We start from the raw sequence: 22,621 nt of genomic DNA, 5'->3' as shown, positions 1-22,621 counted from the left end.
TTTTTTTTATAATACAGCTGGTTTATGCTTTCGCTGGCTTTAAGTTCCCTCGCTCTGTCGAAGCGATTTCTTTTGTGTTTTTTTCTTCACCGTCTCCCTGCAAATCGGCAAAGACCGGAGATGCTATAAAGATAGACGAATAAGTTCCAAAAATAATACCAATCAAGATAGCAAAGGAGAAACCGCGAATTACTTCACCGCCGAACACAAATAGCACTGCCAAAACAAATATTACCGTTAAAGAAGTAATGATGGTGCGGCTAAGCGTTTTATTAATCGCCGTATTTACTACATGATAGATCGGCTCGTTTTTAGCACGATGCTCACGCAAGTATTCGCGGATACGGTCGAACACGACTACTGTGTCGTTGATAGAATAAGCGAGCACCGTTAGAACAGCAGCAATAAAGTGTTGATCCAAGTCCAACGAAAATGGAAGAATACCATCAAAGAGCGAAAAGATTCCCAAAAGGATAATCGCATCATGAGCAAGCGAAATGGCGGCAGCTATACTGTATTGCCACTTGCGGAATCGAATAAGAATGTATAGCGCAATTACGATAATTGAGAAAATCACCGAATAAATAGCGGATACCTTAATGTCATTCGCTATTGTAGGACCGACCTTTTGCGAACTCACAATTTGGTAAGGGTTATTCTGCACTTTTGCAAGTCCTTCGTTCAACTTATCTAAAACCTGCTTATCGGCGGCATCATCTGTCTGGTCAATCAGGTAAGGTGTTGTTACGCGTAATTGATTATCACCACCGAATGTTTTTACCTCGCTTGTTACATTGAAGGTACCGTTTACATGATCACGAACTTCTTCTAAGTTTACCGCCTTCTCGTATTTAACGGTATAGGTCCGTCCACCGGAGAAATCAACACCTAAACTAAAGCCTTTAGTGAAAATTGAAATTAAGCTGATAATTGTTAAGGCAATTGAAATTGCATAGAATTTCTTGCGGTTCTTTATAAAGCCGAAGTTAACGTTTTTCAATGTGTGATCACTCCATGGATAAGAAACGGAAATTTTCATATCCTTCTTGATCATCCATTCGAAAATGATACGCGTAATGAAGATGGCTGTAAATAAAGAAGTGATAATACCGATCAATAAAGTGGTCGCAAAGCCTAAGATTGGACCGGTTCCAAAGATATATAGAATAAGACCGACTAGGAAAGTAGTTATCTGTGAGTCTAAGATAGAAGGCATTGCGTGTTTATAACCATCGGAAATTGCCTGTCTAACGCCCTTACCTAATGCATACTCTTCACGGATACGCTCGTAGATAAGAACGTTCGCGTCTACGGCAGTTCCCATAGTCAATACGATACCTGCGATACCGGGAAGCGTTAGTACTGCCCCCAACGAGGCAAGGATTCCCATGATGAAAAATACGTTGAAGATTACGGCAATGTTAGCAACTAAGCCAGCGCGGTTGTAATAGAAAATCATAAAGATAAGTACTACTACTAAGCCGATAACAGATGAATTGATACCAGCATCAATTGCCGCTTGTCCTAAGGTAGGGCCAACAATAGCTTCTTCCACGATTTTAGCTGGAGCCGGTAAACGTCCTGCTTTCAAAACATTGGCTAAGTCCTGTGTGTCTTCGAAGGTGAAGTTTCCGGTAATGGAAGAAACACCATTAGGAATTTCATCCTGTACGGTAGGTGCCGAATAAACTGTATTGTCTAATACAATTGCGATTGCTTTTTTTGGATTTGCTGCGGCTGCTGCTGCACTGATTTTTCTCCACTCACGAGCGCCCTCGCTGTTCATCACCATTTCTACTTGCGGATTATTGGTGCGCTGATCAACATCGGCGCGTGCATCTGCAATCACGTTTCCGGTAAGTACCGGACCGGCATTCAGCCCCGTTGGTTTCACTGCAAAAAGCTGAAACATTTTTGTTTCTTTAGAAACGGGTTTCACACTCCACAATAATTTTACATTACCTGGTATAATCGCTTTTATTTCAGCACTATTAAAATAAGAATTAACCAAAGCGGTGTCTTTCTGTAACACATAGCCAATTACAGGTCCTTGACCCAACATTTGTTGCCCTTGTGGGCCCTGGCCGATATTTGGACTCAATACAGCGAATAAAGGGTTTTGGTTTTTCGCTTGCTCTAAAGCTACTGTACTGCTGTCTTTTTTGGTCGAATCGCTTCCTGCTGCCTTATTGCCGCCTAATGAAGCCAAACGACCCCCTGTAGTATCCTTCGCACTTGTGTCAGCCGCAGTCACCGAAGAATTAGACTTAGTGTCTGCTTTTAATGTTGACGCCAATGTTCGGTTAATGTTCTCCAATAATGGGAAAATTTCGGAGTTGTCATAAGTTTCCCAGAATTCCAATTTCGCAGATCCTTGTAAAAGTTTACGTACGCGATCTTCATCACTTACACCTGGGAGCTCGATTAAAATTCTATTCGTGCCTTGCTGCCTTTGAATATTAGGAGAAGTAACCCCAAACTTATCAATACGTGTACGTAAAATATTAAAAGAACGGTCAATTGCGCTACCGGACTCTTTTTGTAGGAAAGCCAAGATGTCGCCGTCACTTGAATTGGAGGTGATGTTATTAACGGCATTGTCTTTATTAGCAAAAAAAGTAGCTAATTTTCCATTTGGATTTAACTTCTTAAACTCTTCTCCAAATAAGCTGACAAAGTCTTTTTGACTGTCTTTGCTCCGAGCTTCGGCGTTGTCCAAAGCCTTTTTAAAATTCTCGTCTTTTGGATTGTCCGCTAAATTACTGATCAACTCCTTCAGAGAGATTTCCATTGTAACATTCATCCCGCCCTTTAAATCCAATCCCAATGCCAATTCACGCTCTTTGCAGTATTGGTAAGAGAACTTGGCAAAACCGAGGTTATATACATCTACGGTAGCCATTGAATCTAAATAAGCCCGTTCCTTTACGGGGTCACCTTTTGCATAAGCAACTGCGTCGCGCTCAACCTTGCGGGTTACAAAAGTAAATGAAAGTGAATACAGGCACGCAATCGATATCAGTATTACAAAAAAGTTAATTAGGCCTTTACCTTGCATCTTTGTTTAGTGTTGTAATTTATGTAATAATTGTTGTATACATTCCCATCTGTTAACCCTGATCCTCATTGACTGATGAAAGACCGGTAAACACCTTTTTAATATGCTATTCTTTTTTGCATATAATAAGGCAATTTATCTAAGTTTTCTTAAGAACGGCAAAGCTATGAAATTTTTAAATAAACAAAGGGTTTATTGCGAGAAAATTGTTTGCTGCTTAACTCTTAGCATTTAGCTATTAGGAGTTAGAGAAAAAGGGCGGTAATCTCTTCTTGAAAGAGGGCTAAAACTAGTTTTTGACTTTAGAATATAGATAAAAACTGTAATCGTATGGATTCTTTTCATCACTTTCATGATGTTCGACTTCCTCCAATTGCCATTCTTCATCATTTATTTCGGGAAAAAAAGTGTCCGCGTCTTGAAAGTCGTGGTTAATCCGAGTAAGGTAAATCCTATCGGTTAGCGACATCGCCTGCTCATATATTTGAGCGCCACCTACGATGAATACCTCTTCCTTTTCATGTTTGCATGCAGCCAAGGCTTCTTCAAGTGAGTTTACTACTTCGATATTGTCAGCCTGGAAGTTTGCTTGACGAGTAATAACAATATTACGGCGCTTGGGAAGGGCTTCCCCGACAGATTCGAAGGTTTTTCTTCCCATGATGACGGTATGGCCCGACGTAGTTTTACGGAAAAACTTTAAATCAGCGGGCATGTGCCAAAGAAGCTCATTATTTTTTCCGATTGCGTTATTTTTTGATGCTGCAACAATAATGGATGTAATCATGGTTCAATTGGTTAAACCGCCACTTCTGCCTTAATATGCGGATGGGGGTCATAATCTACTAATGTAAAATCTTCATACCTAAAGTCAAAGATACTTTTTATCTCAGGATTAATCTTCAACTTGGGTAGACTTTTAGGGGTACGGGTTAATTGTAGTGTTGCTTGCTCTAGGTGGTTACTATAAAGGTGTGCGTCACCTAAAGTATGTATAAAGTCGGCCGCTTCCATATCACAAACTTGTGCTACCATCATAGTCAATAAGGCATAGGAGGCGATATTAAAAGGTACACCCAAAAATATATCTGCGCTGCGTTGATAAAGCTGACAGGATAACTGTGCTTTGGTTTGACCCTTTTCCTTATTAGGTGGAGCAACATAGAATTGAAAAAATGCATGGCAAGGAGGCAATGCCATTTTTTCAATTTCTGCAACATTCCAGGCTGAAACAATGATTCGACGCGAATCGGGGTTATTTTTCAGTTGATGAATAACTTGCGCAATTTGATCAATATGCTTGCCGTCAGGAGTAGGCCAAGAGCGCCATTGTGAGCCGTACACCGGGCCGAGGTTGCCATTTTCATCTGCCCATTCATCCCAGATGCTCACTTTATTTTCTTTCAAATAGGAAATATTAGTCTCGCCTTTCAAAAACCAAATCAGCTCATGAATAATGGACCGAAGATGAAGTTTTTTGGTGGTAACCAAAGGAAAGCCTTCTTGCAGATTGAAACGCATTTGATAACCAAATACACTTCGTGTTCCCGTTCCCGTACGATCCTGTTTATCGACACCATGCTCATATACATGGCGCATCAAATCGAGATATTGCTGCATTGTTTTATATGAAATGTTATGGCGGTAAAGATAGGGATTTTTTGTTTCAATTAGCTATTGGCTGTCAGCTTTCAGCAATCGGCCAGTGTGCCATTGTTGCTTAAGGCTTTAGGCTATAAGGAATAAGGAATAAGCTTTAAGCTTGCCTCCCTAACCCACTGCCTAGAACTCCGCTCAGTGTGCCCCTGCTGCTGTCACTGCCACTATTTCCCTATTTAACTATTTCCCTACTCAACTATTCAACTAAATCACAAATCCTGCACAAACTGAACGACCTAAGTGAAAAGTCTTTTTACGTCTTTTGTCACACGTAGGAGACATTACCTTAACGAAACTTAAACCGATTTTTAGAATTTTCAACTTAAACAAACGCCTATAGCCCACATGTACTCAATCCTTTTCCGTTCCTCGATTTTTAAAGCACTTGCTTTGTGTTTACTCTTGTTATTTGGAGTAAGAGGGGAGGGGTATGGGCAAAGGGTGTATGCGGATGCTCAAAGGAATGGAACTACTGGAACGGTTGGAAGCGGATCCGTCACAAATCCTACATTTTCGATTGATGCAAGTAACTTGTCAAATTTCACACGATTGTCGGCTTCGTCAGCAGTACTTGCTTCTGGTGGAGCTTGGCAACAATTGATTTTTGATAGGACGTTTGCAGGGAACACGACTATTTATATTAAACTTAACGTAGCGAGCTCATTATTAGGAGGAACTGTTACTCTTAAAACTTACAGTGGAAGTACAGCAAACACTGATGGAAATGAAGTTGCGTCATCATCAAATTCTTTTACTGCTATTGACGGAACAACTTATTTGGCGGTTACAGGAAATATATCGTTTAACGCTGTTCGCGTTACCTTGAGCGCACCTGCACTTCTTGGGTCCAGCACCGCAGATATTTACTATGCGTTTTATGAACCTGTTAATAAACGTTGCGCTGATGTTTTGGGTGTTTCAGTAGGAGGTACTGGAATTTCTTTAGGGGGAGGGGTAAGTAACCCACTTAACGCAGTTGACAACAACTTAACAACATATTCTTCATTGACTGGAGGGCTCTTGGGGCTGGGTTATACAATTACACAAACTGCCTACTTTTCGAATTTATCAAACCCAGGGGATGCCGCGACCATCACATTCTCTCTTCCATCCTCCCTTTTACAATTGAGTCTTTTTAACAATGTAACAATTAATCTATATAGCGGAAACACACTTGTCAATACAGGAACGATTGGTAGTCTGTTGTCGCTAGATCTTTTGGGGTTGCTTCGTTCCGGACAGCGATATACAGTGTCTTTATCGTCAACTTCTGTTTTCGATAGAATTGAAATCGCTGTTGCAACCGGCGTATCTTTACTTACAGATTTTCGGATTCATGAAATCCAACGCACTCCTGCAAAACCAACTGTACCGATTGCTTATCCGCAGGCGCAGGCTGTATGTTATGGGCAGACAGCGACTTTAACTGCTGCGCCAACAAGCTCAGGTAGTGTTTTAAGGTGGTATAACCAAGTAAATGATGGTACATTATTACAAGAAGGTAGTCCGTATATTACGCCTCCAATAACGGTTGCAGAAGGCGATACAGCCTTTTTTTATGTAGCTGCCGCCTGGAATAGTGCTTGTCCTGCAGAATCAGAGCGGGTAAAGGTCGCGGTAGTAGCTAATTCCTTGCCAAGCATTACATTATCTCCCCTAGCCAGCATGTGTCAAGGCGAGACAAGTGTGTCTATAGCCTATACTACCACCACTAATAGTCCAACAAGTTATAGTATCACTTGGACTGATTCGCCGACAGATTTTATCAATGTGGTTAATCAAATGCTGACACCCAATAGTATCAATTTGAGCGTTCCCGGGAGCGCAGCTATTGGAACGTATTCGGGTATACTGAAAGTAAAAAGCGCTAACGGATGTGTAAGTTCAGAAATAAGTTTCTCTGTTGAAATACACCCTAAACCATCACCACCACATATAACAGCAAACTAAATAAACATCAAATAAAATTAAATAAATAGAGTTATGAAAAAAGCGAATTTTTTTGCAAAGTTAAGCGTCATCGTAGGCCTTATCTGTGGATTACCATTATTATCTATTGCAGACGTTAACATTTATATCTGTAGCACAGCGTCTGCAACGTTGAACTACGTCGGTGGCCATACGTTGGTGGCGGGCGACCGTGTCTTATGGCAGGAATTTGATGGAGCCGATAATCCTATTGGAGCTGGCCCTGTTGAATTAACTTACACGTCTTCACTGACCGACGTTGCTTTGACTTTGAGTGCAGCAAGTGATATTACGACTTTGGGATCGCACTTTTATAAGGCATACGTGCTATCTGCTAACCCTGCAAACTGTAGTGGTGATCTTTCTGATGAAGTCGAAATTTATAGATTACCTGATTTGATTCTAGATTTAACACCTTTAATTTCTTCATATTGTGCTGAAGCTTCGGGTACCACAGCAGAATCAGTCATTACAGCCTCGACAACCACCCAAGAGAGTCACGTGTTACCTACTGATGTATTATTAGCTTATAATTGGAGCGCCACCAAAGACGGCATTGCCGTCACTCCTATTAGTAGTATAGGCACCGCCCAAACTAATAATACAGGGGGACTGTCCTCAACAAATACCTTTACCATGAACGCCACTGGAGTTGGCGAATATTCTTTCTCGGCTACGGTAGCCTATCCAAGTCAATCAGCAAGTGGAATCACTATTAAGGGGGGGTGTTCTGCCAATTCTAACACACCAGCTGTAGTTACGGTAACTCCGAAACCAGGTAAACCGACTATTACAGTGGATTAGTCGGGGATCTTAATAAGGTACTTTTTTGCATGAAAAAAGCATTTCTCATATTGCTGTTATTTGTCGACCTAGCCTTTAACAGTCATGGGCAAAGCCGGCCTACCGCGCACTTGGTGCAAGGTGGGTCGGTAACGCTCCATGCACATGCCGAAGGGGCTCTAAGCTTTCTTTGGTTTAAGGACAATGAGCCGATCAATGGATTTTATGAGGAAAAATTAGTCGTTCAGGAAGCGGGTATTTATACGGTTATTGCACTTAATGGTGGTTGTGAGTCGGAAATATCCGATGCTGTGGAAGTGGTTATTGAACCGCATGGACCGGATAAACAGGTCGATATGCAGATCGCTAAATCGGCATCTCGTTCCGTTGCTTTATTAGGATCTACCATTGATTATCAATTGGTGGTTGTTAATAAGGGGCCGCATACAGCGACGGATCTAAGCGTGCGGGATATATTGCCTCCTTCACTGGAATTTAATGAAATTCTTGGTCCTTACAGCGGAGCTGTTTCCTATTCGCCTTCGACGCACGAACTAACCTGGAAACCGGATAGTTTATCCCCAGGGAAAAGTGTAGAACTTCGTATCCGTACGCAAACGAAACGGGAAGGGACGGTGGAAAATTATGCGGAAGTGGAGGCCACACAACCGGATCCCGATATCGGTAATAATGCAGCTACTGCTTCAACTAATGTGGTGGCACTTCGTATACCGAACGCTTTCTCTCCAAATGGAGACGGTCTGAATGATGTGTTCGAAATTACCGGTTTGGAGCTCTTCGAAGAAAATGAGCTTTTTATTTTTAACCGCTGGGGTGCCGAAGTTTATCAAATGAGAAATTACCGTAATACCTGGAATGGTGGAACGCTGAATGAAGGTACCTATTATTATGTCCTCCGAATCAAAATGGAAACCGGTAAAATGGAAACCTTTAAGGGCTATGTTACCCTTATTAAACAACGACGTTTTTTTTAGTGTATTTGTTAGGTAGTTAAGTCGTTTAGTAGTTGACGTTAAATTAATTAGCCAATGTCGTAATTAGCCAATGTGATAACGGTTAGAGGCGAGCTTAAAGCTTATCGCTTACTGCTTACAGCTAATAAAATTTGCAATCCCCCTTTTTTATTGTTAATTCTGTGGCATGATTACATTTGCAAATGCCAAGATAAATATAGGTTTGCAGGTGCTGGACAGAAGACCTGATGGCTACCACAATTTGGAAACTGTTTTTTATCCTGTTAAATTATTTGATATTTTAGAAATAGTGCCTTCCCCCTCATTGAAATTGGAGGTTTCGGGTATCGGTATACCTAATAACGATGAGGATAATCTTTGTATTCGTGCCTATAGAGCACTTGCCGTGGATTTTGATTTAGAACCTGTTTGTATCTATTTACACAAACAGATACCCATTGGAGCTGGTTTAGGGGGAGGCTCAGCGGATGCCGCTTTCTTGATTAAATTGCTGTCCCGGTATTTTCGACTGAATTTAAGTATCGAACAGATGGAGTCCTATGCCGGCGCATTGGGTGCCGATTGTAGCTTTTTTATCAGAAATAAGCCTGTTTTTGCGACTGGGATTGGCGATGTGTTTACCGAAATATCAATTGATTTATCAGCATACAAACTTGTTTTGGTTAAGCCTCCTATTCATGTTTCTACAGGAGAAGCCTATGGAAGTGTACGCTCCTCAAGGGAAAGTAAAAACCTTCGTGAACGAATTACATTGCCAGTCGAACAATGGAAAGAGCACCTTTTCAATGATTTTGAAACGGGAATCTTTCATCGATACCCGGAAATAAGAGGGATAAAATCCATGCTATACGAAAGAGGCGCGATATACGCTGCCATGAGCGGATCGGGTTCCACTGTTTATGGTCTTTTTAGAGAGGAGCTTGATCTAAAGGAATTGAAAGCTTGGTGTGAAGTGTATTGGATGGATGGTGGTGAGTGGAGGAGTAGTTGAGTCGTGAAGTAGTTAAGTTGTTGAGTCGTGTTTTGTTGGGTTGGAAAATCACTACTAACAGGTTCACTTTTCACAAAATAAAATCGATCGCCAGCCGACCAGCGACAATTTTGTATAAAATATTTAATAATATATCAAGATGAACAATTTAAATAACCCGATATGGTTGATGAGCTCTGCTTTTGACAAGCTCGGTATAGATGAACTCATTGAAAAAGCAGTGACCGTTGGTGCACAGGGAATTGACCTATGCGTATTCAGAAAAGATGGCACTCGAAAGGACCACACAGCCACGCACCTTGAATACGAGACCTTTGATTTAGACGCAGCAAAGAATCTCATCGATAAATTCAATGCGGCAGGTCTACAACTTTCACTGGGTGCTTTTGAAAATATGATTGGCGGCGATCCTACAGAGCGGGTAAAGAACCAGAATCACCTATTAAAGTTGATCCGGATAGCCTATTTACTAGGTGGAAATGCCAACAATGTTAAAGTGGGAACATTTGTTGGCTATAACCATGAATTAGGAGTGCAGGAAAATGGTTTCCAAAAAAATCTTGACGAATATAAACGCGTTTTTGAACCAATTGTTCGTTATGCAGAAAGCTTAGGCGTAACAATTTTATATGAAAATTGCCCGATGGAAGGGTGGCGTTCGGCAGCCTATACCTCCACTTACAATAATTTACCGGGGGTATTAGCGGCTCGTAAATTAATGTATACCTTAATCCCGAGTAAAGCGCATGGCGAAATTTACGACCCTTCTCATGATATTTGGCAACATACCGACCCGGTTGATGTTATTGCAGCGAGCGATATTACGCGTATTCACAGAATACATGTAAAGACAACTAGAAACCTCTTAACGAAAGGGCGGATCGAATGGGGCGGCATGTATCCTATGCATCAGGTGGAGGCTTCTTTGGCAACCAGAGCGGGAGTATCACAGCCGGTAAGTGATTGGGATCGTCATCATTACGAAGCGATGCTTCCAGGTTTTGGCGGTACAGACCATATGGATTGGCGGGCATTTGTTGATATATTACGCGAAAAGGGTTTCGAGGGACCTTTCGAAATTGAAAATGAAGCAAAGAATTCCAAAGATACCGGTAATCTCGCTGCCACCATACAGGGATACGAAGCGGCTATCCGTTTCCTGAGTCCCATGTTATGGAACTTAGGTAATAAAGGATACCAGTTTCAAAGGGGGGAGCCTTTACATGAACCAACTGCTCAAAAGGATATACCGGTTAAAACAATAAACGATTTGTAGGCACTTCAAACTTTTTTTTTATCAAGTTGTTGTTGGGATATGACTATGAAAGAAGAAATGAAAGAAAAAAAAGGAAGCAAAACAGCTAAGTTCGTTGCTTTTGCATTAGCAGGATTAGCTGCCGGAGCGGCAGTTTACTATTTGTTTGGGACAACGGAAGGTCGTAAAACGCTAAACAAGGCCGTAGATGGCGTAAATGGATTAAGTAAAACATTGAAAGCCCAGGCTGAAGAAGGTTTGCATCGGGCTTCCCACCTGGCAAATCGCGCAAAGGAAGAATATCAACGAGTATTAACAATGGCGGACGACGCTCGACATGATGCGATGGAGAAAGCTGATAAGTATAAAGAAGAGGCGAAGAAATTAACAAAGAAGGGCTTAAAATATGCCGAGGGATTGAGTCACGAAGCTCGGTCGAAAGTGGATAAAGCATAATAGTTGTGAGTTGAGCGATGAGCTTTTTAAGATTCAACTAATAACTGACAACTAAATAGTATCTTTGCCCGAAATGAATCTATTCAGGCAAGTAAATGTACTTCTGCAAAAGGAAATCAGATTAGAATGGCGATCTAAATACGCACTAAATGGTATCCTGCTTTATGTGGTTTCGACTGTATTTGTTTGTTATCAGGCGTTTAAATCAGTTCATCCGGTTATCTGGAATGCGCTTTTTTGGATCATATTACTTTTTACAGCTATCAATGCTATAGCTAAAAGTTTTACCCAAGAAAGCAAAGGAAGGCACCTCTACTATTATACTTTGGTAAGTGCTCAAGCAGTGATTTTATCAAAAATCATTTATAATATGCTATTAATGCTACTGCTAGCAGCGGTAGCATTTTTTTCTTATAGTACCATATTTAAAAATGAAATAGGAGATCCCACCCTTTATTTCATTACGATTTTGATCGGAAGTATCAGTTTCGGTACCACGCTTACCATGGTTTCGGGTATAAGCGCAAAAGCAGGAAGTAACGGTACGTTGATGGCTATTCTTAGTTTTCCTGTTTTAATTCCCGTTATTATTGTGTTGATTAAATTGTCGAAAAATGCCATGGATGGCTTGGAAAGAAGTGTCAGCTATGATGAGATTGGGGTGCTATTGGCTATAAACTTAATCGTCATTACGGTATCTTTATTGTTATTTCCTTACATTTGGAAAGACTAAACAACGCTTGTATTCAAATATATATTCAACATGAAGGCTTATTGGTGGAAAATTTTAGGAGCAGTACTTGTATTTTACTCGGTTGTTGCTGGTTTTTTGATTCCGGTGCCTAAGCTGCCCATTCTCCACGAAACGATCCGTAATACTTATTTTCATATTCCAATGTGGTTTGCGATGATATTACTCTATCTCATCTCGGTTATCTACAGTATTAAATACCTCTCATCCGGAAAGGTTAAGCATGACCTATTAGCCGTTGAAAGCGTGAATGTGGGAATTGTGTTTTGCGGATTTGGCTTGATCACCGGTATGTTTTGGGCAAATGTTACTTGGGGTGAACCCTGGCCGAATGATCCAAAATTAAATGGAAGCGCAATAGCGACCTTAATGTACCTGGCCTACCTGGTGTTGAGAAATGCATTAGATGAGGAACAGAAGCGCGCAAAGATTTCGGCGATTTACAATATTTTCGCCTTTCCTGTTATGATCGTGTTGCTTTTTATCCTTCCACGTCTTACCGATTCATTACATCCGGGGAATGGGGGGAACCCCGCCTTTAGTAATTTAGATATGGATGGTACGATGCGTGCGGTTTTCTACCCCGCTGTTTTGGGCTGGATGCTTATTGGTCTATGGATTACCTCGTTAAGGTATCGTTACCGTTTAATAGAACACGAAGCGTAATACGAATGAGCTTTTCTTGATGAAACATGACAAAATTCTGATGTATTGTGCTCGACGAGAAGGTTTTTTATGTTTTATGGACGCCGGTAAAAAGCGTTTAAAAGTATACGGAATATAGGATTTTGATATTTTTATTTAAAATAAAATAATAATTTGTATTAAAAGATATGAAGAAGCTAATTCTTTTGTTTCTATTAGGGTTGACATCCTTTTTTCATAGTTTTGCACAGTCGTCAAACGACGTAGAGATGGCTGATGTTATGCGGAGCTCGGGCAAGATTTATGTAGTGGTTGCGGTGGTTTGTGTGATATTTTTCGGATTTATTATATATCTCTTCACGATTGATCGTAAAATTAGCCGATTGGAAAATAAGAAAAATAAAATAGGCTAGCACGTTTAGGTGCTTCTTAAGGGAGAAACCAATTATTAATTATTACATTATGGCTACAAGTAAGTCACAGGGAGAGTTTAGTTTCTTTAACGATGTTTGCGAATTCTTTGATCATGCCGCTCAATTTACCAACCATGATAGAGGCTTGTTGGATCAGATTAAAGCCTGTAACAGTGTTTATCGTTTCCGCTTTCCGATCCGTAGAGCGAATGGTAAATTGGAAGTTATTGATGCCTGGCGCGTAGAACATTCTCATCATAAATCTCCTACCAAAGGAGGGATTCGTTACAGTGATATGGTGAACGAAGATGAAGTGATGGCGCTCGCGGCGTTAATGACTTATAAATGCGCAATTGTTAACGTGCCTTTTGGAGGAGCGAAAGGGGGAATTTGCATCAATCCGAGAGACTATTCGGTACCCGAGTTAGAAACAATCACCAGGCGATACACGGTAGAATTAGTAAAGAAGAATTTTATCGGACCTGCTATTGATGTACCGGCACCGGATTATGGTACCGGCGAACGTGAAATGAGCTGGATTGCCGATACTTATTTAACCATGAATCCCGGGCAGCTGGATGCACTGGGAAGTGTTACCGGTAAACCTCTTTCCTTAAGCGGTATTGACGGTAGAAAAGCGGCAACCGGTAGAGGTGTTGCCATTGCGATTCGGGAATGTGTGGATGTAGCGGAGGATATGAAGGCGCTGGGTTTAACGCCGGGCATAGCCGGTAAACGAGTTATTGTGCAGGGACTTGGTAATGTAGGATATAACACAGCGAAGGTGTTGGAGGAGTACGGTGCTATTATTGTTGGAATATGTGAGTACGACGGTGCCTTGTATAATGAAGATGGATTGGATGTTGACGCCATATTAGAGCATAGAAGGAATACCGGTACAGTTTTGGGCTACAAAAAAGCAAAGAAGGAGTTTGCTAATCCAAGCGAAGGTCTTGAACAAGCTTGTGACATATTAGTGCCGGCTGCTTTAGAAAAGCAGATTACCGAAGATAACATCGGCAAAATTAAAGCAAAAATAATTGCTGAAGGGGCTAATGGCCCTACCACTCCTAAAGCGGAAGAAATATTTACAAAAAACGGTGGCATTATTATTCCCGATATGTATTGCAATGCAGGGGGAGTGACCGTTTCCTACTTTGAATGGTTGAAAAACCTTTCGCATGTTGCTTTTGGACGTATGGATAAACGTTATGAAGAAACCGCTAATAGAAATATTGTAAATATGGTAGAGGCTGTTACAGGCGTTACACTAACAGCGGATCAACGAAGTGTGATTGTAAAAGGTGCATCTGAGCTGGAGTTGGTAAACTCAGGTCTTGAAGATACCATGATCCGGTCATACCATGAAATAAGAAGAATACGAAATGCGAACGATAAAATTGATACTTTACGGACAGCTGCTTTTGTAAGTTCGATTGATAAAATCGCTACCTCGTACCTTAATATGGGAATTTGGCCGTAGAAAGTAAAAATTAAAAAGTAAAAAAAGCTATCGGATATTGAATTCGATAGCTTTTTTGCTGTATAGAATTTTGACTTTTGACTTTTGACTTTTGACTTCTCTTATCTATTAATACTAAAATCCAAAGGTTTTTTTACTTTCTCTTTCAAGAGAGCGAGATCTACCACCTCCTTCATTTCGTTAACATAATGAAAGTTCAGATCCTTTATATAATCTTCTTTAATTTCCAGGATGTCCTTTCTGTTAGATTTGCAAAGTATAATATCTTTAATATTAGCTCTCTTAGCGGCTAAAATCTTTTCCTTGATACCTCCAACCGGTAAGACCTTTCCGCGCAAGGTAATTTCACCGGTCATCGCTAAGTTGGCGCGCACCTTGCGTTGCGTAAAGGACGACGCCAAAGCCGTGAGCATGGTTATGCCCGCAGAGGGACCGTCTTTGGGAGTCGCTCCGGCAGGTACGTGAATATGCACGTCCCATTTATCAAATAGATCAAAGTCTATTTTAAAATCTGCCGCATGTGCTCGAAGATAAGCCATCGCTATGCCTGCAGACTCCTTCATTACGTCTCCGAGATTTCCAGTCAGTGTAAGTTTTCCCTTACCAGGGCTCAGACTTGATTCGATGAAAAGAATATCGCCGCCTACCTGAGTCCATGCTAGCCCTGTTACAACGCCTGCTACATCGTTACTTTCGTATAAATCCTTGTCATAAATAGGAGCACCTAAAATATCAATAACTTCCTGCTGACTGATGCTAGGGCCTATAGGCGTTTCCATAACAATATTGGTTGCCGCACCGCGCACCAGAGCGCCTATTTTTTTCTCAAGGCCGCGCACGCCGGACTCACGGGTATATTCATCTATTACCTTTTCTATTACACTACCTTTCAAAGAAATATCCTTTGCCGTTAGGCCATGCTGTTCACGTTGTTTAGGTAAAAGGTGTTTTTTTGCGATCTCAATCTTTTCTTCAATTGTGTAACCATTTACCTCAATGATTTCCATTCTATCTAATAAAGCTGGCTGAACAGTACTTAAAGAGTTAGCAGTAGCAATAAACATCACATTGGAAAGATCAAAGTCCATCTCTACATAATGATCGTAAAAAGCGCTGTTCTGTTCCGGATCCAAGACTTCCAATAGTGCCGAAGAGGGATCGCCTCGAAAATCATTTCCGACTTTATCGATTTCATCCAAGACGAAAACGGGATTTGAAGTGCCGGCTTTTTTAAGTGATTGGATTACTCGGCCCGGCATTGCTCCTATGTAGGTTTTTCGATGCCCTCTGATTTCTGCTTCATCACGAACACCCCCTAACGCCATTCTGACGTATTTTCGGTTTAAGGCCTTAGCAATAGATTTCCCCAATGAAGTTTTACCAACGCCAGGAGGGCCCACGAGGCACAGGATTGGCGCTTTCATGTCTCTTTTAAGCTTCAAGACGGCTAAGTACTCAATAATACGTCTTTTTACTTTTTCTAACCCGTAATGATCTTTATCTAAAATCTTCTCGGCACGTTTTAAATCGAAGTTGTCTTTACTGAACTCATTCCAAGGTAAATCGATCAGGAGCTCGAGATAGTTGAGCTGAACCGAATAATCAGCCGCTGCTGGATTGATCCTGCTTAATTTATCCAATTCTTTTTTGAAATGGGTTGCGACTTCTCTACTCCACTTTTTCTCCAGGGATTTTTTCCTTAACTCCTCGATTTCCAAATCAGGCGTTGAGCCACCCAGTTCTTCTTGAATCGTTTTTAATTGTTGATTCAAAAAATAATCACGTTGCTGTTTGTCGAGGTCAACCCGAACTTTGTTTTGGATCTGATTTTTTAGTTCTAACAATTGTAATTCGGCGGTAAGCTGTTCAAGCACTTTATTTGCCCGATCCTTTACATCCTTCATTTCCAATAGTTGCTGCTTTAATGTTAAATCAGCATTCATATTGGAAGAGATAAAATTGATTAGAAAAGAAGAGCTTTCAATATTTTTGATGGCTATTCCTGTTTCGCTTGGTATGTTCGGCGAGATGTTGATGATTTGTAAAGCTAATTCCTTAATAGAAGAAATTAGTGCATTGAATTCTTTTTCCTTCTTCGCTTTTTCCTCTATAAAACGCTCGATGGAAGCTTTGATATACGGTTCCGATTGTATTTCCTCTTTGAGTCTAAAACGTTGCTTACCTTGAATGATCACTGTCGTGTTACCATCAGGCATCTGCAGCATTTTTATGATCATAGCTACCGTTCCAACCGTGTGCAATTGATCGAATGAAGGGTCTTCAATTGACATATCCCTTTGGGCAACTACACCAATGGCGCGATCACCTTTATAGGCTTCTTTTATTAGTTTGATGGATTTGTCTCGCCCTACGGTTATCGGTATAACCACTCCCGGAAATAATACCGTGTTTCTTAAAGGTAATATGGATAGAACTTCGGGTAACTCTTCACTACTCATATCGTCCTCATCTTGCTGTGTAAATAGTGGAAAAAATTCCGTGTCCTCATTTATGATTGGTAATGCTTGGTTAAAATCAAATAGATCAAACTTGCTCATTTGTATGTTTTATATTTATGTTGTAACAGGTTTTGGGTCAAAATGACAGTCTGCCTGCTTATTTTATTCTGTAAACAACTGAATAGGTATTGTTGCAAGCGCTATGCCAATATCTATTTATGCAATCTTTTTTAGTATTTGTGTCATATTTTCAGGTCATGCCCTTTGTTATCTTTTATAAATGCAATGATACTACAATAAAATTTAAAAGCCTGTAAATGAATAATATTTAATGCGATACAATAAAATACACATTTTTTAGTTTATTTTTGTGTCGAAATGGCAATGAGATTGCTATCTTAGAGAGGGATAAACCTTTAGGCTTTATGCAAGTGTCATAATAGCCTCCCAAGGAATAAAAGAAATTTAATTAATGAACATTAGACGCTATCAATTTATGAATTTTGGTAAATCAATGAAACAGTTGGTGTTACTGGGAGTTTTTATTTTTTCCGTAAGCGCTGTAGCCGCTCAGTCACAATCGTCATCCAGTAATCCCTACGTTCGTTTGGGAAATAAGGCGATTATGGATGGGGATTTTAAAGCGGCAGTAAATGCTTTAGAAAAAGTGAAAAATCCGGATACACTTGTTACTTACATGTTGGGATATTCGCAGATCAGATGTGCTGATTATAATAAGGCCATTACTTCTTTTACAAAACTTCTTAGCCAGAGCCCAAATAACTTTTCAGCTTATTATTGGAGAGGCAAAGCACGGAATACCTTAGCTGTTCAAAGTGAGAGTAAATTGAACGAAACTGAGCGCAGCAAAATGTTACAAGCAAGTATCGATGATTTTACCAATGCTATAAGACTTAATCCGGATGATTTGTCTTATTACCAAAGTAGAGGAATGGCCTATCGCGATTTAGGGATATTGCAAGGAACTAATTCTACCGCTGTTTACGACAAAGATCAAGCTGCTGAAGCTTATCAAAAAAGTATAGACGATTTACAGCACGTGTTGAGCGCAAATGCTAAAAGAGAAGATTTAGCAAAAGAAATTAAGAAGGTGAAGATTTACAAGAGTAACCTGTCTAAATAGCTAATTAACAAAGGCTTTAAAAGGCCTTAGCACAACAGTGCTAAGGCCTTTTGCTTTTTGGTAATTATAAGATTCTTCCGGTAATGATATAATTGTTGCGGCCTATTATTCGGATAGACTGTTCTTTCTCTATCTCATAAAGGGAATCTGGAAAATAATCAAGTCGTTCAGACGATTCATACAGCCAATTTTTTTCTCCGTTGAGGATTTGAATGTGTCTAACCGCACCTTTAGGATCCTTGTAAATGGTTATTTGCTTTGTTCGAAGTCTGGGCGCCTTCGCACGGTAACTTAACTTTCCGTCTGCCGAATCGATCCGATAACTTTGCAGCCAATCCGGCTTGTTGATATCGGATGAGGAAAAGAGCTCAAATTCTCTTTGCCAGTCGCCTAGCCTTAGCTTCTTTTGTTCGCGCTGCTCATTTTTACCTACGGTTTTAAGGATCAAAGGATTTTTTTTCTGCAAAAATTGTGCTTCTTGCTTAAAATAGGAAATCAAGTCGAAGTAGGGGGGATGAGTGACCTTCATTTCTCCATTGTCCGACGAACAAGATATGCCCATAAAGAGCGCAAGCATAGGTAGTGTGAGGGAAGGGAAATATTTCATGCGAAAGATAAACACCTGAGATTCTCCAATACAGGGGCGAAGTTAATAAAAAATTGCACAGCTGAGGTCACTGCTTTCGCTCTTCCATCGCTCGTCTGTGCAATTTTAGTTTTATTAGGAAACGAGCACTTCACCCGTCATCTTTTGAGGAACCGAAATATTTAACAGCGTCAGGATAGTCGGAGCTATATCACCCAATTTACCATCTTTTATGTGCCGGTAATCTTTGTCAATTAGAATACAAGGTACTAAGTTGGTTGTATGTGCGGTATTAGGTGAACCATCTTCATTTATCATATATTCTGAATTTCCATGGTCAGCAATGATTATAAAAGAATAACCTTCTTGTAAACCTTTTTCCACTACTTGTTTGGTGCAATTATCCACCGTTTCAACAGCTTTTACAACCGCACTAAAGACACCCGTATGGCCAACCATATCGGGGTTTGCAAAGTTTAAGCAAACGAAATCCGGATGATTGCTTTCCATTTCTTTACAAATAGCATCCGCAATACCTTGTGCACTCATCTCCGGTTGCAAATCGTAGGTTGCTACTTTTGGAGAAGGGATCAATATTCTTGATTCACCAACAAACTCCGTTTCTCTGCCGCCTGAAAAAAAGAAAGTTACGTGCGGATACTTTTCTGTTTCGGCTATACGTACTTGCGTCTTACCATTTTTTTCCAGTACTTCTCCCAAAGTTTCGGTAATATCGTCTTTTTGAAAGATCACATCCACATTTTTAAAGGTCTCATCATACGACGTCATTGTAATATACTTTAAATTCAAAGGCGTCATATTGTACTCAGGAAAGGCCTTTTGAGTTAGCGCTATCGTAATTTCACGCCCACGATCTGTTCGGAAATTAAAACAGATAACTACATCTCCCTCTTGAATAGTTGCTAATGGTTTGCCTGTTTCATCGACTTTGACAATTGGCTTTACAAACTCGTCAGTCACGCCGTCCGCATAAGAAGCATGAATTGCATCAATCAGATTTTTGCTTGCCGTTCCCTGTCCGTGAACCAGGAGATCATAGGCTTCTTTCACCCTTTCCCATCGGTTATCTCTATCCATTGCATAATAACGCCCGATTGTAGAGGCAAGCTTTGCCCGGCGATCTGCCAAATACTTTTCTAATTCGGCAATATAATTTACACCCGAGTGTGGATCAGTATCTCTACCGTCTAAAAAGGCGTGGATAAAGACATTTTCCGTTAAGCCTGCGTTTTCAGCTGCATCACATAAACCGCGAAGATGTTTGGTATGTGCGTGAACTCCGCCGTCAGAAACCAAGCCGATAAAATGTACCGATTTGCCTTCAGTTTTGGCGTAGGCAAATGCCTGTTGAAGAATAGTATTTTGATTTAGTTCGCCGTCTTCTACCGCTTTATGAATACGGCCAAGCTCTTGATATACAATACGGCCAGCACCTAAGTTCATATGTCCTACTTCTGAATTTCCCATCTGTCCGTTCGGTAAACCAACGGCTTCACCGGACGCCTCCAGTTTGGAGTGCGGGTATGAACTTAATAAATGATCTAAAAAGGGTGTATTGGCGGCTTTTACCGCATTGGAATCATCATTCTTGCCGTAACCAAGACCGTCAAGAATTATGAGCATTGCTTTCTTCATTTTTGCTATTCTTTTATTTTATTTTGTTTTCTCTTTTCACAAACCTAATACAAAAAATGATCCTTTGCTCAATTTTTTTTAAATATTGGTAAATAGGTGTGCCTTGACAAAAAAATAGACAAAATGGCATGCTTTTAGCTGCAATATGCAGCAGAAAGTATCGTGCTATAAAATGTACATAATTGCAAGTGTTAACGTAATTGAGCTAAATTCTTATCTGTCGGGATGATGAAAAGTGCGTGTATTATATTGCTTCTTTTTTTTACCAACCTAAAGTCTCATGTTGTTTATTCCCGTATAGACGATTTGATTGATAATATTACAAATTGCTTTAGAACCGGGAACAGTAAGGAGTTATCCTTTTACTTGTCCAGTACGGTAAGTCTTTCTTTATTGGAAGAAAGTAACACCTATTCAAAAAACCAGGCCGAAATATTACTTCACAATTTTTTTGACAGACATACATTTAGAAGTGGAAAAATTCTTCATAGAATGGAAACAAATGCCAGTAACCGTTATGCTGTCGTCGAATTGATCTCCTCCACCGAGAAGTTTAGGGTTTCCCTGTCTCTCAAAAATTTCAACTCCAAATTTTTAATTACGGACATACGTATTGATGTGGTAAAATAATATCGAAACAAATTCATCATTGCATAGGACAGTCAAAGAGCGTTATAAAACTTTTTCTATTCACGAAATTTTCACTAGGTTTGGAGCCGATTTACAATATGAGCACAATAGATAAGAAACAACTTAGTGACTTTATAAAGCAGGCGCTGCAGGAGGATGTTGGCGATGGCGATCATACTTCTTTGTCTACCATTCCGTCCGGAAAGCAGGGAATTGCCAAGTTAATAATTAAGGAAGACGGGATTTTAGCAGGGGTAGAGGTAGCTGTTGCTATTTTCCGCGAAGTAGATCCCTCCTTGCAAATCACCATTCGACAGAACGATGGTGGTGAAGTTGCCGTTGGTGATATTGTCTTATTCGTAGCAGGCAGTATTCATTCCATTTTAATAGCAGAACGTTTAGTACTTAATGTGATGCAGCGGATGAGCGGTATTGCAACAACAACTCATAAGGTTGTGAAGCTGTTGGAAGGCACAGAGACAAAAGTGCTTGATACACGAAAAACGACACCGGGAATTCGCTTTTTAGAGAAAGAGGCGGTGCGTATAGGCGGAGGTGTTAATCACCGTTTTGGCCTATATGATATGATATTGATCAAAGACAATCATGTGGACTATGCAGGGGGAATTGCCGCTGCTTTATCGGCTGCACATGAATATAAACGATCTTTGAAAAAAGCAATCCAGATAGAGATTGAGGTCCGAAATTTGGAGGAACTTCAAGCTGTACTTGATTTTGGTCGTGTTGATCGGATCTTATTGGATAATTTTGATTTCAAAACGTTAAAGCGTGCGGTGAATTTAGTTGACGGAAGGTTTATAACAGAGGCATCTGGAGGCATCACCCTTGAAAATGCTAAACAATTTGCGGATTGCGGCGTTAACTATATTTCTATAGGCGCTTTAACGCATTCCGTTAAGAGCCTTGATATGAGTTTGAAAGCTCAGATTGTTAACTAAAGTTAAGATTTTTTACTAATAAGATTTTCCTTTTTAGTATCATTGTACCCGATGACATCGATTAATGCCATTATTGCACTTCTGGTTGCGTATTTTTTTGGATCCATACCAACAGCCGTTTGGCTCGGACAATCTTTTTATGGCGTAGATGTAAGGGAATATGGCAGCGGAAACGCAGGAGCTACTAATACTTTCAGGGTCCTAGGTGCCAAAGCCGGCGTTGCTGTTATGATTATCGATATTCTGAAGGGGTGGACTGCAACAAATTTAGCTTACTTTATCGGTGTTTCCATTACCGGACCTACAAGTTCTGTACTCTTTATTAATTACCAACTTGCGTTAGGGGTAATCGCCGTTATGGGACACTTATTCCCTCTGTTTGCCGGATTTCGGGGCGGGAAAGGGGTTGCGACATTATTTGGAATGGTACTGGCCGTGCATTTACAAGCAGCTTTATTATGTGTTGGTGTTTTTATCTGTGTGCTGATGCTTACCCGTTACGTTTCCTTGGGATCTATTTTAGCTGGTTTTACTTTTCCTTTTAGCATCGTTTTTGTTTTTCAAACACCCTATAAGTCGTTGTTATTATATGGTATGTGTATTTGCGCGCTTATACTCGTTACACACCAAAAGAATATTGAGCGACTACTGAAAGGCAAGGAATCAAAAATCACATTGTTTAAAAAGAAGAATACGTAAAGTCGTCATATCGGCACAACAATTGCTGTAT

General features: G+C 40.4%; 20 protein-coding genes. 14 read left to right on the top strand and 6 right to left on the bottom strand.

Going from position 1 to position 22,621, the window contains the following annotated elements; translation table 11 throughout:
* Nucleotides 1-22: 22 nt before the first annotated feature.
* From secDF to M1D52_RS16090, 3 genes are all read right to left on the bottom strand, one after another.
* Nucleotides 23-3,058 carry a protein translocase subunit SecDF gene (secDF, locus tag M1D52_RS16100; RefSeq protein ID WP_437392970.1) on the bottom strand — a complete coding sequence of 1,012 codons (3,036 nt, stop codon included), beginning with the start codon at nt 3,056-3,058 and terminating at the stop codon, nt 23-25.
* Nucleotides 3,059-3,347: 289 nt separating this feature from the next.
* Nucleotides 3,348-3,845, bottom strand: coding sequence for a dihydrofolate reductase (locus M1D52_RS16095; protein ID WP_013666238.1), 498 nt, complete (start codon nt 3,843-3,845; stop codon nt 3,348-3,350).
* An 11-nt stretch (nt 3,846-3,856) separates the two neighbouring features.
* A complete protein-coding gene (locus M1D52_RS16090) occupies nt 3,857-4,678 on the bottom strand; it encodes a thymidylate synthase (protein WP_013666239.1) in 822 nt (273 codons plus the stop codon).
* Nucleotides 4,679-5,062: 384 nt separating this feature from the next.
* On the opposite strand from M1D52_RS16090, the gene M1D52_RS16085 reads away from it, so the two are divergent.
* From M1D52_RS16085 to M1D52_RS16040, 10 genes are all read left to right on the top strand, one after another.
* A complete protein-coding gene (locus M1D52_RS16085; protein ID WP_437392969.1) occupies nt 5,063-6,667 on the top strand; it encodes an immunoglobulin domain-containing protein in 1,605 nt (534 codons plus the stop codon).
* Between the two features lie 150 nt (nt 6,668-6,817).
* Nucleotides 6,818-7,489 carry a hypothetical protein gene (locus M1D52_RS16080; RefSeq protein ID WP_437392968.1) on the top strand — a complete coding sequence of 224 codons (672 nt, stop codon included), beginning with the start codon at nt 6,818-6,820 and terminating at the stop codon, nt 7,487-7,489.
* A gap of 29 nt (nt 7,490-7,518) precedes the next feature.
* Nucleotides 7,519-8,463, top strand: coding sequence for a T9SS type B sorting domain-containing protein (locus tag M1D52_RS16075; protein WP_437392967.1), 945 nt, complete (start codon nt 7,519-7,521; stop codon nt 8,461-8,463).
* A 166-nt stretch (nt 8,464-8,629) separates the two neighbouring features.
* Nucleotides 8,630-9,454, top strand: a complete 825-nt coding sequence (gene ispE, locus M1D52_RS16070) for a 4-(cytidine 5'-diphospho)-2-C-methyl-D-erythritol kinase (RefSeq protein ID WP_013666243.1) — start codon at nt 8,630-8,632, stop codon at nt 9,452-9,454.
* Between the two features lie 139 nt (nt 9,455-9,593).
* Nucleotides 9,594-10,730, top strand: a complete 1,137-nt coding sequence (locus M1D52_RS16065; protein WP_437392966.1) for a sugar phosphate isomerase/epimerase family protein — start codon at nt 9,594-9,596, stop codon at nt 10,728-10,730.
* Between the two features lie 57 nt (nt 10,731-10,787).
* Entirely contained in the window at nt 10,788-11,165 is a 378-nt protein-coding gene (locus M1D52_RS16060; protein WP_130857339.1) for a hypothetical protein, read from the top strand.
* A gap of 73 nt (nt 11,166-11,238) precedes the next feature.
* Nucleotides 11,239-11,898 carry a heme exporter protein CcmB gene (locus M1D52_RS16055; protein WP_013666246.1) on the top strand — a complete coding sequence of 220 codons (660 nt, stop codon included), beginning with the start codon at nt 11,239-11,241 and terminating at the stop codon, nt 11,896-11,898.
* Nucleotides 11,899-11,928: 30 nt separating this feature from the next.
* Nucleotides 11,929-12,582, top strand: coding sequence for a cytochrome c biogenesis protein (gene ccsA / locus M1D52_RS16050; protein WP_013666247.1), 654 nt, complete (start codon nt 11,929-11,931; stop codon nt 12,580-12,582).
* A gap of 167 nt (nt 12,583-12,749) precedes the next feature.
* Nucleotides 12,750-12,974, top strand: coding sequence for a CcmD family protein (locus tag M1D52_RS16045; RefSeq protein WP_013666248.1), 225 nt, complete (start codon nt 12,750-12,752; stop codon nt 12,972-12,974).
* Nucleotides 12,975-13,023: 49 nt separating this feature from the next.
* Nucleotides 13,024-14,457 (top strand): Glu/Leu/Phe/Val family dehydrogenase, encoded by a 1,434-nt coding sequence (locus tag M1D52_RS16040; RefSeq protein ID WP_437392965.1) that lies wholly within the window; start codon nt 13,024-13,026, stop codon nt 14,455-14,457.
* A gap of 101 nt (nt 14,458-14,558) precedes the next feature.
* Here M1D52_RS16040 and lon read toward each other — a convergent pair whose 3' ends face one another.
* Nucleotides 14,559-17,015 carry an endopeptidase La gene (gene lon, locus M1D52_RS16035; protein ID WP_437392964.1) on the bottom strand — a complete coding sequence of 819 codons (2,457 nt, stop codon included), beginning with the start codon at nt 17,013-17,015 and terminating at the stop codon, nt 14,559-14,561.
* Nucleotides 17,016-17,388: 373 nt separating this feature from the next.
* Between lon and M1D52_RS16030 the strand changes: the two genes are divergently transcribed.
* A complete protein-coding gene (locus M1D52_RS16030; RefSeq protein WP_013666251.1) occupies nt 17,389-18,060 on the top strand; it encodes a tetratricopeptide repeat protein in 672 nt (223 codons plus the stop codon).
* Between the two features lie 64 nt (nt 18,061-18,124).
* On the opposite strand, the gene M1D52_RS16025 is transcribed toward M1D52_RS16030, so the two are convergent.
* Nucleotides 18,125-18,667 (bottom strand): hypothetical protein, encoded by a 543-nt coding sequence (locus M1D52_RS16025; protein WP_157622244.1) that lies wholly within the window; start codon nt 18,665-18,667, stop codon nt 18,125-18,127.
* A gap of 114 nt (nt 18,668-18,781) precedes the next feature.
* Nucleotides 18,782-20,302, bottom strand: a complete 1,521-nt coding sequence (gene gpmI, locus M1D52_RS16020; RefSeq protein WP_437392963.1) for a 2,3-bisphosphoglycerate-independent phosphoglycerate mutase — start codon at nt 20,300-20,302, stop codon at nt 18,782-18,784.
* Nucleotides 20,303-20,527: 225 nt separating this feature from the next.
* Between gpmI and M1D52_RS16015 the strand changes: the two genes are divergently transcribed.
* From M1D52_RS16015 to plsY, 3 genes are all read left to right on the top strand, one after another.
* Complete coding sequence (locus M1D52_RS16015) at nt 20,528-20,932, top strand: DUF4783 domain-containing protein (protein WP_013666254.1); 405 nt, start codon at nt 20,528-20,530, stop codon at nt 20,930-20,932.
* Nucleotides 20,933-21,030: 98 nt separating this feature from the next.
* The gene (gene nadC / locus M1D52_RS16010) at nt 21,031-21,891 is read left to right on the top strand and encodes a carboxylating nicotinate-nucleotide diphosphorylase (RefSeq protein WP_437392962.1); all 861 of its coding nucleotides are present in this window, start codon (nt 21,031-21,033) and stop codon (nt 21,889-21,891) included.
* Between the two features lie 51 nt (nt 21,892-21,942).
* Entirely contained in the window at nt 21,943-22,590 is a 648-nt protein-coding gene (plsY, locus tag M1D52_RS16005; protein ID WP_013666256.1) for a glycerol-3-phosphate 1-O-acyltransferase PlsY, read from the top strand.
* Nucleotides 22,591-22,621: the final 31 nt, after the last annotated feature.

It is taken from the genome of Olivibacter sp. SA151 (genome assembly GCF_054130995.1).
The sequence above is the reverse complement of the archived record's forward strand: the minus strand, read 5'-3'. Positions and strand labels throughout refer to the sequence as shown.